The following is a 13,360-nucleotide window of genomic DNA, read 5'->3' as shown; positions in this document are numbered from 1 at the left end:
TCGGCATCCCGGTGCTCCAGCGGGTCAGCGGGCCCGGCTCCGACCCGGCCACCGAGGCCGCCGCGAGCACCGGCGCCGTAGCGGCGAGCACCGCCGCGGCCGCGCCCTCCGGTAACTCCCGCCGCAGGCGCCGCACCCGCTCCTCGTCCCCCGCCGGCCTCGCGCCCGCCCACGGCGCCCCGCAGGCCCTGGTGGTCGTGCCGACCCGTGAGCTGGCCATCCAGGTCACCAACGACCTGCTGGACGCCGGCAAGGTGCGCGCCATCCGAGTGCACGCACTCTACGGCGGCCGTGCCTACGAGCCGCAGGTCGCCGCGCTGCGCGCCGGTATCGACATCGCGGTCGGCACCCCCGGCCGGCTGCTCGACCTGACCCGCCAGCACCACCTGGAGCTCGGCGGCGTGCGCACCCTGGTGCTCGACGAGGCCGACGAGATGCTGGACCTCGGCTTCCTGCCGGACGTCGAGCGGATCATCGCGCAGCTGCCGGCCGACCGGCAGACCATGCTGTTCTCCGCGACCATGCCCGGCCAGGTCATCTCGCTGGCCCGCCGGTACATGTCCCGCCCGACGCACATCCGCGCCGCCGACCCGGCCGACGAGGGCACGATGGTCAAGGCCATCGAGCACTTCGTCTACCGCGCGCACTCCCTCGACAAGGTGGAGATGCTCTCGCGCATCCTGCAGGCCGAGGGCCGCGGGCTGACCATGATCTTCGCGCGCACCAAGCGCACCGTGGCAAAGGTCGCCGAGGAGCTGTCGGACCGTCACTTCGCGGTCGCCGCGGTACACGGCGACCTCGGCCAGGGCGCGCGCGAGCAGGCCCTGCGCGCGTTCCGCAACGGCAAGATCGACGTGCTGGTGGCCACCGACGTGGCCGCGCGCGGCATCGACGTCGAGGGCGTCACCCACGTGATCAACTTCCAGTGCCCCGAGGACGAGAAGGTGTACACGCACCGCACCGGCCGCACCGGCCGGGCCGGCGCCAAGGGCACCGCGGTGACCTTCGTCGACTGGGACGAGGTGCCGCGTTGGCAGCTGATCAACAAGGCGCTCGGCCTGAACTTCGCCGAGCCCGCGGAGGTCTACTCGACCTCGCCGCAGCTCTACCAGGAGCTCGGCATCCCCGAGGGCGTCAAGGGGGTGCTGCCCCGGCAGGAGCGGGTGCGCCAGGGTCTCGAGGCCGAGGAGATCGAGGATCTCGGGGAGACCGGCCGCGGCCGCGCGCCCCGCGCTGCCCAGCGCGGCGGCAAGGAGGCACCGAAGCAGGAGCGCCCCGCGCGCACGCCCAGGCAGCGCACCCGGACCCGTCGCGGCCAGCAGGTCGCGTCCTCCGGTGACGGCGCGGCGGCCCCGGTGGCCGGCGAAGCTGTCGAGAGCCTGCCGAGCAGCGCCGATCACGCGAGCGCGCCGGTAGCGACGGCCGAAGCGGTCGTGGGGACGGAGCGGGCGCCGCGCAAGCGGTCGCGCACGCGCAAGCCGTCGGCGAGCGGTGGCAGCGTCAAGCTGGCCCCCGGCTCGCTGGCCGGCCCGATCGAGCCGGTGCGCGAGCCGCAGCCTGCCGCTGCGGCCGAGCCGGTGCTCGGTCAGCCGGCCGAAGCGCTGGTCGCGCAGCAGACGGCGGAGAAGGCCGAGCCGCGCAAGCGCACCCGGACCCGCAAGTCCGCCGTGGCGAAGGCCGAGACGGGCGCGCCTGTGGCGGATGCTCGCGTAGCGGATGCTCACGAGGCCGAAGTCGCTGAGCCGACCGCGGAGAAGGCGGAGCCGCGCAAGCGCACCCGGACGCGTAAGGCCGCCGCAGCGGCCACCGCTACGCCCGACACCACCACGCCCGACACCGGCGCCGAGGCGTCCGAGGAGCCCGGCGCGGATCCGGTCGCGAACCCGCGCCGCACTCGCGTCCGGGCGACCCGCAGCCGCAAGTCGGCGGCGGCAGAGCCCGTGGTCGAGACCCCGCCGGCGCAGCAGTAACCAAGTCGGGACGACGCCGCAAAGACCCCGGAGCGCAACGTGTCAACGCCTCTCTCGACGGAGCTGCCGCGCTGCGCCCGGCGCGTCGACCTGCCACGGCCGGACGGCCCGCTCGCCGCGCTCGAAGCGCGACCGGACCGCCCGGCGGTGGCGGCGGCCCTGCTGGTGCCCGGATTCACCGGGTCCAAGGAGGACTTCCTCCACCTGCTCGAACCGCTCACCGCCGCGGGCGTGTACGTGCTCGCCATCGACCAGCGCGGCCAGTGCGACTCCTGCGGCCTGGCCGACCCGGCCGGCTACGCGGAGCACGGTCCACGGGGCGGGGGCTATGGCACGAGCGTCTTCGCCTCCGACATCCGCGCCCTGGTACGCGGACTCGCGGCCGAGACGAACCTGCCGGTGCACGTGCTCGGTCACTCGTTCGGCGGGCACACGGTCCGCGAGGCGCTGCTCGGCGCCCACCTCGACCCAGAGGCCGAGCACGGCCCGGGTCCGGGCGCTCTGCTCCCGCTCGCCTCAGTGACCTTCCTCGACTCCGGGCCCGCCGCCGTGCTCGGCCAGGCGTCGCGCGAGCGGCTCGACGTGCTGCTCGCCGTGGAGAACCAGCTGACGCTGCAGCAGATCCACGAGCTGAGCCCGATGGACCGGCACCCCGATCCCCAGGTGAGCGCGTTCCTGCTGCGCCGCTGGCTCGCGAACGACCCGGGATCCATCTTCGCGATAGCCCGCCGCCTGCTGAACGAACCCGACCGCACCGATGACCTCAAGGCCCTGCTCGACGCCTGGGACCTGCCCTGCCTCGTCATGACCGGCGCCGACGAGGACGTCTGGTCGGCCGCGTTGCTGCGCGAGACCGCCGACCGGCTCGGCGCCGAGTTTGCGCTCATCCCGGACTGCGGCCACTCCCCCAACACCGACCGGCCCGAGCTCGTGGCGGACGGCCTGCTGGGGTTCTGGCTCGGCTGAGCGCCAACCCGTGACCAGGCGCGGCAGCGGTCAGGCGAGCTTGGAGAAGGCGATCGCCGACTGCGCCACCATCTGCACCGCGATGGCCGCCAGCAGCAGACCGGCGATCCGGGTCACCAGCGTGACTCCGGACTCCTTGATCACCCGGATGATGTACACCGAGAAGCGCATCGTCAGCCAGATGATCACATGAGTGAGCAGGATCGCCGCCGCGACCGCGAGGAAATCCCCGACCGCGTGGATCTGCTGCACGAACAGGATCACCGCGACGATCGCACCCGGCCCGGCCAGCAGCGGGGTGCCCAGCGGCACCATCGCGACGTTGACGTCCGCCGCCTCGCTCGGTTCGTCCGCCCGGCCGGTGAGCAGCTCCAGCGCGATCAGCAGGAGCAGCAGGCCGCCCGAGCCCTCGAGCGCGGGCACCGTGATGCCCAGGTACTTGAGGATCTGCTGCCCGAACGCGGCGAAGCAGGAGATGACCACGAGCGAGACGAGCGCGGCCTGCTGCGCCAGCCTCCGCCGGGCCCGCTGCGAGCGGCCGGAGGTCAGGGCGAGGAAGATCGGCACGGTACCCGGCGGGTCCATGATCACGAAGAGCGTGATGAACGAGGTGCCGAAGAGGGTGAGGTTCACGCGAACAGCGCCTCATAGGCCTCTGGCGCCGTCGTGTTCTGCCCTATCCGCACGGTCTTGCGCCCGCCGTGGTAGTCGCTCGAACCCGTCGGCACCAGGCCCAACTCCCCGGCCAGACCCCTGATCCGGTCGCGCGCCGCCGCGTCGTGGTCCACGTGGTCGACCTCGATGCCACGCAGCCCCGCCTTCGCCAGGTCCGCGATCTGATCGTCCGTCACGATCCGGCCGCGCCGGCCCGCCGCCGGGTGCGCGAAGACCGCGACGCCGCCCGAGGCGCGCAGCAGCTCCAGCGCGCGGTAGGGATCGAGCGCGTACTTGTCCACGTAGGCGCGTCCGCCGTCGGCCAACCAGTCGGAGGAGAACGCCTCGTCCACCGAGGCGACCACTCCGGCTTCGACCAGCGCGCTGGCCACGTGCGGCCGGCCGATCGAGGCGTCGCCCGCGATCTGCCGCACCCGCTCCCAGGTGATCGGCGCGCCCAGCTCGCGGCAGCGCTGCACGATCAGCTCGGCGCGGCGTTCGCGGTCGTCCCGCAGCAGGTTGCGCTCGCGGGCGAACTCCGGCTCGGCGCGATCGAAGCGGTAGCCGAGCAGGTGGATCTGAATTCCGTTCAGCCGGCAGGAAAGCTCCGCGCCCGGGACCACGGTCACGCCGAAACGCTCGCCGGCGATGGCCGCCTCGTCCCAGCCGGCCGTGGTGTCGTGGTCGGTGAGCGCGACGACGTCCAGGCTCGCGGCCTTCGCGGCCTCGACCAGTTCGGTCGGGGTGTCCGTGCCATCGGAGCGGGAGCTGTGCGTGTGCAGGTCGATGCGCATCCTGATCCTGAATCGTCCAACACCAAGCAGGTGATCGCGGGCCGAACGCCAATCACCTTACAGGGACGCGCCGCGCCGCCGGGGACGCGGTCGCGGGTGGCCGCGCTCGGGCGAAAACGCAGTTCAGGCGAAGAAGCGCGGGGAAAGGGAGCCGACCGGCAGGTGCGCGATCTCCGAGCCCGCGTCGCGCAGGTCGGTGAGCACCATGTCCTCATAGAGCAGGGTGCCGGCCAGCGCGGGCCACAGCACGAGCCAGAGCCACATGCCGCGCGCCTCCCCGACGAAGACCGCGCGGTCACCGGTGTCCGGGACCGACCACATCGGGGTCGGTCGGCCTGCCGCGTACACCTTCGCGTGCGCGGCGGTGTCCTCGAAGATCGGGCCCGGGTCGGGTCCGGTCAAGCCGGCGAACCGTGCCCCGAGCCCTATCCCCATCTCCTCGGCGATCAGCAGCATGTCGCCCTCGCCGCCGAACGGGGACGGACCGCTGGCCGCCATCACCGTCGCCCGCGCACCGGTGTGGTTGTCACCGGCGTACGCGACCCCACTGAACACCCAGCGGTGCGGTAGCGGCCAGGGCAGCCAGAGCGGGACCTGCGAGCGGTACACCACCGAGGCGAGTACCGCAGGACTCGGGGCGAGGATCGGCTGCACCGGGTACACCGATCCGTGCAGCTCACAGGTCCACAGTTCGGCCCCTGATCCAGGCGAGTGCAGCGGCAGCAGATCGACCGGAAGTTCAGCCAGGTTCTCCGGGACGGTGTCCGGAATCGGACGCGCCAAATCCTCCGGAACCACTGGCAACAGGGCCGACGGGTCGCCGGGAGCACGTACTCGGCTCCCGCACCGTGGGCAGCTTGGCTCGCCCTTCATAGGCTGAACAGTCCCCCGTTCAGGTGTCTCCAGTCAAGCGTCCGTCACTCTGACGGGGCCTTGTGGCCGTGCCCGGTGATCCGCAGGGAGCGAGTATCAGCCGGTGTGTCAGGCCGGTGCTGCTTTAGGGTAGTGGGTCCGGCCTGCCCGGCTGCTCTCCGCCGCGCGCCTCGCCATAGGACCGCTTGGGCACCATGACTTTGCGGCGGAATACGCACACGACGGTGCCATCCTGCTTATAGCCGCGAGTCTCCACGTAAACGACGCCGCGGTCGTCCTTGGACTTCGACTCGGTCTTGTCCAGCACCGTGGTCTCGCCGTAGATGGTGTCGCCGTGGAACGTCGGGGCGATGTGCCGCAGCGACTCGACCTCCAGGTTGGCGATCGCCTTGCCGGAGACATCGGGCACTGACATGCCCAGCAGCAGCGAGTAGATGTAGTTGCCCACGACGACGTTGCGCTTGAAGTCGGTGGTCTGCTCGGCGTAGTGCGCGTCGAGGTGCAGCGGGTGGTGGTTCATGGTGATGAGGCAGAAGAGGTGATCGTCGTACTCGGTCACCGTCTTGCCCGGCCAGTGCTTGTAAACGGCACCGACCTCGAACTCCTCGAAGTAGCGGCCGAACTGCATCGCGGTCAGCTCCTCATGGTGGCGAACGGGTCTGAGAGCGACCGATCCTCGGTCGCTCTCGGTGGGAACTCGGTACTGGTCCCGCCATCTTGCCGCAAGAAGTTACCGATCGGTAGCACGCGGGTCGTGGCCTAGGTCACGCGACCGTGCTCCGCGTTCCGTCGCCGGGCAATCCGCGGTGAAGCGCGCTACTGCCCGCCCTCTGCGGAGCCCTCGTTACCGCCCTCTCCGGATTCCTGAGGCTGCGCCTGCACGCCGTAGTCCGGGCCTTCTCCCGCCGGGTGCAATTCGTTCACCTGCGGCTTGAGCCACGAGGTGAGCGCGTCGATGGTCTCGTTCGGCACGAGGTCCCCGACGCTCATCACGTACGCGATGTCGCCCGCGAGCGAGGCGGCGTGCCCGAGAGCGGAGTCACGGTCCCAGGTGCCGTACGTGGCGGCGCGCGCGTAGCCGCGGGCGAGCCGGGCCGCGCCGGTGCGCCCGGAATCGGCGATGGCCCGGTCAGCCACCGCGAGGGCGTCGAACTTGACCTTGGCGAATTCCAAGCCGGCGCTGTCGATGCGCCGCCCGATCGCGTCCAGTTCTTCGCGCTTGAGGCCGGTCAGCGCGTAAATCAGGCCGAGGACGTTACGACCGTGCGGTCCGTACGCCCACCACGCAGGGACCTCCGCGACCGCCAGGAACTCGCGCGTGACGATGGCCTGCGAGCCGACCGCCGAGCTGGGCGTGAAGTGCTCGGGCGCGGGGACCGCCTGAAGCTGGAAGAGCCGGAAGGACCCGTCGACGCCCAGGGTCAGCGTCATGTCGTCGGCGATGCCGAGGCCGCTCTGCGCGGGTTCCGGGTGCACCAGCAGGCCGTAGGGGTCCGTCGAGCGCTCGTCCTCATCCAGCTCGGGGACCTGGATGAAATGGGTGATGCCTCGCTCGAGAGCGTCGGCCAGATCCACGCTCTGCCGGTCCGGTCCCACCTGACGGGTGCCGTCCATGCGCGCGATCACGTAATAGGTTGCCATTGGAGCCTCGAGCCCTCCCAGTCGCGTTCCGCGCCCTATCCTGCCTCACCGCACCGGCTCACGTCAGCGTGAGTCGGGTAATCAGCCACGGGAACTACTCTGTTCGGCCGCAGGTGCGCCGTACGCACCGGCACGCTACCGCCTGGCGCGGGATCCGTCGCCGTGCTCGATGTCCATCGCTTCAATCACATTGAGTACCGCATCCGCGACCGCATCCGGGCGGTCGAACGGAATGTAGTGCCCGCTGTCCTTGAGCTCCACCAATTCGCCGCGGGGAGAAAGTTCCGCGAGGTCGCGCTGCCTGCGCCGCCAGCGGTCGGCGAACTGCGCGGCCAGCCCGCGCGGCATGATCGCCCGCTCTATGCGGGAGCGGCCGAACGCCGCGAGCACCTGAAGCGGCACCGGCGGGAAATCGCGTTCGCAGCGCAACTCGAGCAGTTCGGCGGCGACGTCGTAGTACAGCGTGTTCTCGACCATCGCGGTCACGCCCGGGCGCCCGGCCGCGAAGGTGGCGCGCACCTGACTCGGGTCGGCCACCCCCGGGCCGCCCAAGGTGGTCCCGGCGATGATGAGCCGCCACGCCGCCGGGCCGATCAATCCGCCGATCCCGCTGGCCCGCCCGACCCCGCCGATCAACCGCCACCGGCGTACCCGCTGCGAATAAGCCGGCTGCGGCGCCGCTTCGGGCTCCGTGGATCCGTCGACGAGCACGACGCCGGCGGTCAGCTCCGGAAACATGCGCGCGAACGCCTCGACGTGGAAGCCGGCCAGCGAGTGACCGACCAGCACGGCCGGGCGTTCGAGTTCGAGCACGCGCAGCAGCTCTCTGATTCGCCCGGCCTCGGCGGCCAGCGTCGGGGGCACCGCCACAGGCTGCGACCAGCCGAGTCCCGGCCGGTCGAAACGCACCAGGGTGGCGCGCCCGGCCAGCAGCGGAACCACGGCGTCCCAGTCGTACCAGGCTCCGCCGAGGCCGGAGGTGAAGACCACCGGCGGCGCATCATCCGGGCCCTCATCCACCACGACGTGGTGCGCACTGCCGGCCACCTGCACCATTCGGCCGGGCACAAGACGCCGCAGCTCCCGCGACGTCGGCTTCGCTACCGCTCGCATGCATTAACTCTAAAACGGAGGTGCTACCACTTTTTTACGCGGGCCCGCCGTCCGCCGACCCGCCGTCAGCCCTTGAGCTTGTACTCCTCCAGCAGCCGCCGCCCGACGATCATCTTCTGGATCTCGGCGGTGCCCTCGCCGATCAGCAGCATCGGCGCCTCCCGGTAGAGGCGTTCGATCTCGTATTCCTTCGAGTAGCCGTAGCCGCCGTGGATGCGGAAGGAGTCCTCGACGACCTCCTTGCAGTATTCGGCGGCCAGGTACTTGGCCATCCCAGCCTCGAGGTCGTTGCGCTGGCCGGCGTCCTTGACCCGGGCGGCCCGCACCATCATCTGGTGCGCGGCCTCCACCTTGACCGCCATCTCGGCGAGCTTGAACTGGATCGCCTGGTGCTGCGCGATCGGCTTGCCGAAGGTCGAACGCTGCTGCGCGTAGGCGATGCCGAGCTCGAAGGCCCGCAGCGCGATGCCGCAGGCGCGGGCGGCGACGTTGACCCGGCCGACCTCGACGCCGTCCATCATGTGCGCGAAGCCGCGGCCGGTGGTCCCGCCGAGCACCCGGTCGGCCGGGACGCGCACGTTGTCGAGTACCAGCTCGGTGGTGTCGACGCCCTTGTAGCCCATCTTGGCGAGCTTGCCCGGCACGGTCAGGCCCGGGCGCACCTCGCCGAACCCGGGCTCCTTCTCGATCAGGAAGGTGGTCAGGTTCTTGTGCGGCGCGTCCTGGCCCTCGTCGGTGCGCGCGAGCAGGGCGACCAGGCTGGAGGTTCCGCCGTTGGTCAGCCACATCTTCTGACCGGTGATCAGATAGTCCTCGCCGTCGCGCACCGCCTTGGTCTTGATCGCGGCCACGTCCGAGCCGAGCGCGGGCTCGGACATGGAGAAGGCCGCGCGCACCGTGCCCTCGGCCATCCGCGGCAGGAAGTACGCCTGCTGCTCCTCGGTGCCGTGCTGCTTGATCATGTACGCGACGATGAAGTGCGTGTTGAGAATGCCGGAGACGGACATCCAGCCGCGCGCGATCTCCTCGACGACCAGGGCGTAGGTCAGCAGCGACTCGCCGATGCCGCCGTGCTCCTCCGGGATCATCAGGCCGAACAGGCCCATCTCGGCCATGCCCTTGACGATCTCGGCCGGGTACTCGTCGGCGTGCTCGAGCTCGTTGGCCACCGGGATGATCTCCTTGTCCACGAAGGTGTGGACGGCGGCCAGGATCTCCTGCTGAACCTCGCTGAGGCCTTCGGTGCGGGCGAGACGTGCCATGTGACTGGGCTCCCGGATCACTCGTGCTCCCGCCCCCGGGCAGGGGTGCGGGGCGGCTTAGTTACTGGTGAGTATCCCCGGGAGCCGCTGCCTTGTGAAGTGTGGCACCGGCCACTGGCCGCGGCGCCGAGGTAGGCGTGCGCCACGTGGCCGGATCGGCCGCGGGCCTCGGCCGCGCGGGCCGGGCTCAGGCCGCGGGCGGCTCGAACTTGGAGGTGCGGGTGTACCCGGCGGCCCGGCCCTTGCCCGCGATCACCAGCGCCATCTTGCGTGAGGCCTCGTCGATCATCTCGTCGCCGAGCATCGCCGAGCCCTTCTTACCGCCCGCCTCCGAGGTGTAGTAGTCGTAGGCGTCGAGGATCAGCTCGGCGTGGTCGTAGTCCTCCTGGGTGGGCGCGTACAGCTCGTTGGCGATCGCGATCTGGTCCGGGTGCAGCACCCACTTGCCGTCGAAGCCGAGCGCGGCGCTGCGTCCGGCGACCCGGCGGAAGCCCTCGGCGTTGCGGATCTGCAGGTACGGGCCGTCGATGGCCTGCACGTCGTTGGCGCGCGCGGCCATCAGGATGCGCATGAGGATGTAGTGGTACGCGTCGCCGACGTCGTATCCGGGCGGCTGCTCGCCGACCACCAGCGACTTCATGTTGATCGAGGCCATGAAGTCGGCCGGGCCGAAGATGATCGTCTCCACCCGTGGCGAGGCGGCGGCGATGGCGTCCACGTTGACCAGGCCCTTGGCGTTCTCGATCTGCGCCTCGATGCCGATGCGGCCGACCTCGTAGCCCATGGTCTTCTCGATCTGGGTGAGCAGCAGGTCGAGCCAGATCACCTGCCCGGCGTCCTGCACCTTGGGCAGCATGATGCAGTCCAGGTTGGCCCCGGCGCCCTCGACGACCGTGACCACGTCGCGGTAGGTCCAGTGCGTGGTCAGGTCGTTGACCCGGACGGTGCGGGTCTTTCCGGTCCAGTCGCCGTGGTTGAGCGCGTCCACGATCTTGAGCCGGGCGCCCTCCTTCTCCAGCGGGGCGCAGGCGTCCTCCAGGTCGAGGAAGACCTGGTCGGCGGGCAGCGTCTGGGCCTTCTCCAGGAACCGGGGGTTGGAGCCCGGAACGGCGAGACAGGACCGGCGCGGTCGGTTGACGTTGGTGTTTGCCATGGGCGGGTTCCCTCCCGAAGCGGGTACGGACCGGTGCTGGAACTGGTGGGACACGGCCAGGTTACTGGCCGGTCACATCCGCCGTCTCGGGCGCACCGGAGTGATCCGTGCCACGCGCCGCCACGGACGGGCCGGCCGTCGCGCCGCCGACGGTGACCACGGCGAGCCCGGCCAGAATCAGCACCGCGCCCGGCACCATCGACCAGGTCGGCACCTGTCCGAGCCAGAGCGCCGCGATCAACGCCGCCGACGGGACCTCCAGCAGGATGCACAGCGAGACCACGGTCGGGCTGGTGGTCTTGAGCACCCGGTTGAACAGCGTGTGGCCGAGCAGCTGGGCGCCGGCCGTGAGCCCGAGGATCTTGATCCACGCGTTGCCCGGCATGCCGGTGAGGTGTTCGCCGGTCGCCAGCGCGAGCCCGGCCAGCACGACCGCGGCGGTCGTGTAGCAGACCACCGCGTAGGGAGCGAGCGAGACGGTCTTGCGGACGTTGGCGCCGACCGTCATGTACACCGCGGCCAGCGCGCCGGCCAGCAGCGCGAGCAGGTCGCCGGAGAAGGCCCGCACGGAGAGCCGCAGGTCCACCCCGGACAGCGCGACCACTCCGGCGATCGCGATCAGGATGCCGAGCCAGGCCTGCCGGGAGACGTGCTCGCCGCGCAGCAGCGCGATCAGGGCGGCGAAGATCGGCTGCGCGGCGGCGAAGGCGGTCGCGGACGCCACCGAGGTCATCGTCAGGCTCGGGGTCCAGGTGGAGAAGTGCAGCCCGAGGGCCACTCCGGCGACGAGGCTGGAGAGCCACTGCGCGCCGTTCATCGAGCGCAACTCGCCGAGATGCCGCACCAGCGCGAAGGGCGTGAGGGCGGCGGCGCCGAAGACGTTGCGCCAGAACGCGATCGCCAGCGCGGGCGCGGCCGTGGCGGCGATCAGCGGACCGGAGGTGCCGACCGCGGCCACCGCCACCGCGAGTATCGCGATATCAGCCCGCGGAGGCCGGTGTACTGCCGAAACCGGGAGCGGAGCGGGCGGTGAGGCGGTCTGGGCGGTCAGGGGTGCTCCTCGGTCGCGACTGTGACACGGTGATGCCAGGGTATCGCGCGCCTGTCGCGATCCCGGCCGCGAACTTCTACAGGCCGTCCCCGCTGAGTGGCCTTCAAGTGCGCTGTGGGAAAGTTCTGAGCCATGACCAGCCCGTCACTGTCCGCTGCATCGAGCGCCCCCGGCCGTTCCGCGTTGTCCGTACCGGACGCCGCGCTCATCGAGGAAGCGTGTAAGAAGTCGGGCCTGATCTGGGTGGCGGTGTCAGGTCTGCGCGACCGTGCGGCTTGGCACGTCTGGCATGAGCAGGACGGGCAGGCCGCGGTGTACGTCGTGGTGGGCGGGGGCGAGCAGTCGCTGCCCGGACTGTCCGACGGGATCACCGTGCGCGTGACGGTGCGGTCCAAGGACAAGGGCGGCCGGCTGGTGAGCTGGCCGGGTGTGGTCGCGCGGATCGTGCCGGGCAGCGAGGAATGGGCCGCGGTGGTGCCGGTACTGCACGCGAAGCGGCTTAACGCGCACGACGGCGAGGCGCAGCCGGAGCGGTGGGCGGCGAACTCCGCCATCTTCCGGATCCGTCCGCAGGGGGCGTTGATCGAAGGCCCCGGCCGCTACGCGACGGCGTCGGGCGCTGCCCCCGTGCCGCCCTCCCCGGCCACGACCCGCTCGCGATAGCACTCGCTCGCGCCGTAGCCGTGAAGGCGGCACGGCTCGCATGCCGCCTTCACGGCTGTTCGACCGGCCGTCAATGCCCGCCGCGTCCGGGATCTGACGGCGTCGCGGACGGCGAAGTCGACGGCGATGGCGGATTCGGGCCGGACGCCGTAGCGCTGGGCGTGGCGGACGGCGAGACCGAAGGCTTCGCCGGGCCGGTGCTTCGGTTGGCCGTGGGACTGGCCGAAGTATTCGAGCCGGACGTATTCGACGTCGCGCTCGCACTCGCGGTCGGCGGCAGCACCAGCAGCGCGTTGTCCAGTACCTCGCCGGGCAGCGGCGCCTGGATCGCGACGCGGTCCTCGTAGTTGGTGAAGTCCACCCGTCCCTGGTAGCTACCCGCCGTGGGCGCGATGCGCAGGATGTAGGGCACGCCGTCGGTGGCTACCCAGATCGACGCCTTGTGCCCGTCATGGCCCGTACCGTCGAGTTCGAGTGCGTTCTCGCCGTTGACCGTGTCGACCTTGCCCTTGGCCCATGTCGCGGAGGTCAGCAACAGCCGGTCGAGCAGGTACCCGATGCGCGTGTCGTTGGTGAACCCGGAGTAGCGCGGATCGGCCGTCGGGATGCGCACGTACAGGCCGCCGTACGCCTTTCCGCTATCGATCGCGCCGATCTCCTTCCAGAAGGAGGACGGCTCAGCGGTCCACACCTCGTCCTCGACACGCAGCAGCCGGCTGGTCGCGCTGCCGCTGGTCACGTCGCCGACCGCGCCGAACTGCGTGAAGACCATGTCCACGGTGAACGTCCCACCGGAGACCGGTACGCCGGTAAGCGTCCCGGCTACGTGCACGGTCGGTGCAGAGGAGGTCGCCTTCACCGTCTTGGTCACGATCGCCTGCGGATCGAGCGCCGCGATGCCGTTGCCGGTGTACGGGATGCCCGACGCGGTGATCTCCTGCGGCCGGAAGGACCGGTGCGCCGGATCGTCGGCCGAGCAAGCGGTCAGCGCGGCGGCCAAAGCCACGGCGGCGACGGGGCCGAGGACGGCTGTGGCCATGGATATACGCGCCATTCGACTAGCCGTCACTTCCCTGTTCGTACCGGTGTCTCCGAGTCCGGCAGTGTAGCGAAGGGACACGACTAGACGTGGTCGGGTGATCGGACGGTTCGAACTGTCCGACAGTCAATCCGGCGACATAATCTAAAGCTGAAAAGCGCTGGACACAGCGCTGAACGCA

13 protein-coding genes are annotated in these 13,360 nt (G+C 70.8%); 3 read left to right on the top strand and 10 right to left on the bottom strand.

Features of this window, described 5'->3' with window-relative positions; translation table 11 throughout:
* A partial coding sequence (locus tag VFA06_RS19725; RefSeq protein WP_324842112.1) for a DEAD/DEAH box helicase occupies positions 1–1,970 on the top strand: 1,970 nt, incomplete at its 5' end.
* 39 nt (positions 1,971–2,009) lie between these two features.
* The gene (locus tag VFA06_RS19720) at positions 2,010–2,936 is read left to right on the top strand and encodes an alpha/beta hydrolase (RefSeq protein WP_324842111.1); all 927 of its coding nucleotides are present in this window, start codon (positions 2,010–2,012) and stop codon (positions 2,934–2,936) included.
* 30 nt (positions 2,937–2,966) lie between these two features.
* Here VFA06_RS19720 and VFA06_RS19715 read toward each other — a convergent pair whose 3' ends face one another.
* From VFA06_RS19715 to VFA06_RS19675, 9 genes are all read right to left on the bottom strand, one after another.
* Positions 2,967–3,569, bottom strand: coding sequence for a MarC family protein (locus VFA06_RS19715; protein WP_324842110.1), 603 nt, complete (start codon positions 3,567–3,569; stop codon positions 2,967–2,969).
* Complete coding sequence (locus VFA06_RS19710; protein WP_324842109.1) at positions 3,566–4,384, bottom strand: PHP domain-containing protein; 819 nt, start codon at positions 4,382–4,384, stop codon at positions 3,566–3,568. Before VFA06_RS19710 ends, VFA06_RS19715 begins: the two co-directional genes overlap by 4 nt.
* A 123-nt stretch (positions 4,385–4,507) precedes the next feature.
* Complete coding sequence (locus VFA06_RS19705) at positions 4,508–5,167, bottom strand: DUF6758 family protein (protein ID WP_324842108.1); 660 nt, start codon at positions 5,165–5,167, stop codon at positions 4,508–4,510.
* Positions 5,168–5,381: 214 nt separating this feature from the next.
* Positions 5,382–5,885, bottom strand: a complete 504-nt coding sequence (locus VFA06_RS19700; protein WP_324842107.1) for a MaoC family dehydratase — start codon at positions 5,883–5,885, stop codon at positions 5,382–5,384.
* A 188-nt stretch (positions 5,886–6,073) separates the two neighbouring features.
* Complete coding sequence (locus VFA06_RS19695; protein WP_324842106.1) at positions 6,074–6,898, bottom strand: hypothetical protein; 825 nt, start codon at positions 6,896–6,898, stop codon at positions 6,074–6,076.
* 135 nt (positions 6,899–7,033) lie between these two features.
* Positions 7,034–8,011: an alpha/beta hydrolase gene (locus VFA06_RS19690; protein ID WP_324842105.1), complete on the bottom strand. Its 978-nt coding sequence runs from the start codon at positions 8,009–8,011 to the stop codon at positions 7,034–7,036.
* 65 nt (positions 8,012–8,076) lie between these two features.
* The gene (locus VFA06_RS19685) at positions 8,077–9,273 is read right to left on the bottom strand and encodes an acyl-CoA dehydrogenase family protein (protein ID WP_324842104.1); all 1,197 of its coding nucleotides are present in this window, start codon (positions 9,271–9,273) and stop codon (positions 8,077–8,079) included.
* A gap of 187 nt (positions 9,274–9,460) precedes the next feature.
* Positions 9,461–10,426 carry a CoA ester lyase gene (locus VFA06_RS19680; RefSeq protein WP_324842103.1) on the bottom strand — a complete coding sequence of 322 codons (966 nt, stop codon included), beginning with the start codon at positions 10,424–10,426 and terminating at the stop codon, positions 9,461–9,463.
* A 61-nt stretch (positions 10,427–10,487) separates the two neighbouring features.
* Positions 10,488–11,390 (bottom strand): DMT family transporter, encoded by a 903-nt coding sequence (locus VFA06_RS19675; protein WP_324842102.1) that lies wholly within the window; start codon positions 11,388–11,390, stop codon positions 10,488–10,490.
* A gap of 219 nt (positions 11,391–11,609) precedes the next feature.
* Here VFA06_RS19675 and VFA06_RS19670 point away from each other — a divergent pair, with 219 nt between their 5' ends.
* The gene (locus VFA06_RS19670; RefSeq protein ID WP_324842101.1) at positions 11,610–12,140 is read left to right on the top strand and encodes a hypothetical protein; all 531 of its coding nucleotides are present in this window, start codon (positions 11,610–11,612) and stop codon (positions 12,138–12,140) included.
* Positions 12,141–12,210: 70 nt separating this feature from the next.
* On the opposite strand, the gene VFA06_RS19665 is transcribed toward VFA06_RS19670, so the two are convergent.
* Positions 12,211–13,179, bottom strand: a complete 969-nt coding sequence (locus tag VFA06_RS19665) for a hypothetical protein (RefSeq protein ID WP_324842100.1) — start codon at positions 13,177–13,179, stop codon at positions 12,211–12,213.
* Between the last annotated feature and the right edge of the window lie 181 nt (positions 13,180–13,360).

Origin of the sequence: Actinocrinis sp., from assembly GCF_035653575.1 — a bacterium.
Classification (GTDB): Bacteria; Actinomycetota; Actinomycetes; order Streptomycetales; family Catenulisporaceae; genus Actinocrinis.
This window is presented reverse-complemented; position numbering and strand designations above follow the sequence as displayed.

Excerpts from the sequence above, each read along its gene's own strand:
- VFA06_RS19665 (WP_324842100.1), bottom strand. The coding sequence starts at position 13,179 with ATGGCCACAGCCGTCCTCGGCCCCGTCGCCGCCGTGGCTTTGGCCGCC.
- VFA06_RS19710 (WP_324842109.1), bottom strand. The coding sequence starts at position 4,384 with ATGCGCATCGACCTGCACACGCACAGCTCCCGCTCCGATGGCACGGAC.
- VFA06_RS19670 (WP_324842101.1), top strand. The coding sequence starts at position 11,610 with ATGACCAGCCCGTCACTGTCCGCTGCATCGAGCGCCCCCGGCCGTTCC.
- VFA06_RS19680 (WP_324842103.1), bottom strand. The coding sequence starts at position 10,426 with ATGGCAAACACCAACGTCAACCGACCGCGCCGGTCCTGTCTCGCCGTT.
- VFA06_RS19700 (WP_324842107.1), bottom strand. The coding sequence starts at position 5,885 with ATGCAGTTCGGCCGCTACTTCGAGGAGTTCGAGGTCGGTGCCGTTTAC.
- VFA06_RS19690 (WP_324842105.1), bottom strand. The coding sequence starts at position 8,011 with ATGCGAGCGGTAGCGAAGCCGACGTCGCGGGAGCTGCGGCGTCTTGTG.
- VFA06_RS19695 (WP_324842106.1), bottom strand. The coding sequence starts at position 6,898 with ATGGCAACCTATTACGTGATCGCGCGCATGGACGGCACCCGTCAGGTG.
- VFA06_RS19685 (WP_324842104.1), bottom strand. The coding sequence starts at position 9,273 with ATGGCACGTCTCGCCCGCACCGAAGGCCTCAGCGAGGTTCAGCAGGAG.